This is a genomic window from Oceanobacillus sp. GQ8 (assembly GCF_059758495.1).
The window spans coordinates 1-1,642 of the sequence record NZ_JCAXEV010000012.1; the positions used below are offsets into that span (position 1 = coordinate 1).

Sequence of the window (1,642 nt, forward strand, 5' to 3'; positions counted from 1 at the left end):
TCATGTTGATTGGTGTCGACATGATACAAACTTTTTTGGAGAGTTTGATCTTGGCTCAGGACGAACGCTGGCGGCGTGCCTAATACATGCAAGTCGAGCGCAGGAAGCAAGTTGATCCCCTTCGGGGGTGACGCTTGTGGAATGAGCGGCGGACGGGTGAGTAACACGTGGGCAACCTGCCTGTAAGACTGGGATAACCCCGGGAAACCGGGGCTAATACCGGATAATACTTTCTTTTGCATAAAGGAAAGTTGAAAGGCGGCTTCGGCTGTCACTTACAGATGGGCCCGCGGCGCATTAGCTAGTTGGTGAGGTAACGGCTCACCAAGGCGACGATGCGTAGCCGACCTGAGAGGGTGATCGGCCACACTGGGACTGAGACACGGCCCAGACTCCTACGGGAGGCAGCAGTAGGGAATCTTCCGCAATGGACGAAAGTCTGACGGAGCAACGCCGCGTGAGTGATGAAGGTTTTCGGATCGTAAAACTCTGTTGTTAGGGAAGAACAAGTTGGGTAGTAACTGACCCAGCCTTGACGGTACCTAACCAGAAAGCCACGGCTAACTACGTGCCAGCAGCCGCGGTAATACGTAGGTGGCAAGCGTTGTCCGGAATTATTGGGCGTAAAGCGCTCGCAGGCGGTCCTTTAAGTCTGATGTGAAATCTCGCGGCTCAACCGCGAACGGTCATTGGAAACTGGAGGACTTGAGTACAGAAGAGGAGAGTGGAATTCCACGTGTAGCGGTGAAATGCGTAGAGATGTGGAGGAACACCAGTGGCGAAGGCGACTCTCTGGTCTGTAACTGACGCTGAGGAGCGAAAGCGTGGGGAGCGAACAGGATTAGATACCCTGGTAGTCCACGCCGTAAACGATGAGTGCTAGGTGTTAGGGGGTTTCCGCCCCTTAGTGCTGAAGTTAACGCATTAAGCACTCCGCCTGGGGAGTACGGCCGCAAGGCTGAAACTCAAAAGAATTGACGGGGGCCCGCACAAGCGGTGGAGCATGTGGTTTAATTCGAAGCAACGCGAAGAACCTTACCAGGTCTTGACATCCTCTGCTATTCCTAGAGATAGGAAGTTCCCTTCGGGGACAGAGTGACAGGTGGTGCATGGTTGTCGTCAGCTCGTGTCGTGAGATGTTGGGTTAAGTCCCGCAACGAGCGCAACCCTTGATCTTAGTTGCCAGCATTTAGTTGGGCACTCTAAGGTGACTGCCGGTGACAAACCGGAGGAAGGTGGGGATGACGTCAAATCATCATGCCCCTTATGACCTGGGCTACACACGTGCTACAATGGATGGAACAAAGGGAAGCAAAACCGCGAGGTCAAGCAAATCCCATAAAACCATTCTCAGTTCGGATTGCAGGCTGCAACTCGCCTGCATGAAGCCGGAATCGCTAGTAATCGCGGATCAGCATGCCGCGGTGAATACGTTCCCGGGCCTTGTACACACCGCCCGTCACACCACGAGAGTTGGTAACACCCGAAGTCGGTGAGGTAACCTTTTGGAGCCAGCCGCCGAAGGTGGGACCAATGATTGGGGTGAAGTCGTAACAAGGTAGCCGTATCGGAAGGTGCGGCTGGATCACCTCCTTTCTAAGGATAGAATCGGAACGCCGAGGATTCTCTTCGGAGAATCTTC

At 54.0% G+C, this 1,642-nt stretch carries 1 rRNA gene; it reads left to right on the forward strand.

Annotated elements, in window-relative coordinates:
• Positions 1 to 32: 32 nt before the first annotated feature.
• A 16S ribosomal RNA gene (locus tag AC6CHS_RS19370) occupies positions 33 to 1,596 on the forward strand.
• Positions 1,597 to 1,642 lie beyond the last annotated feature (46 nt).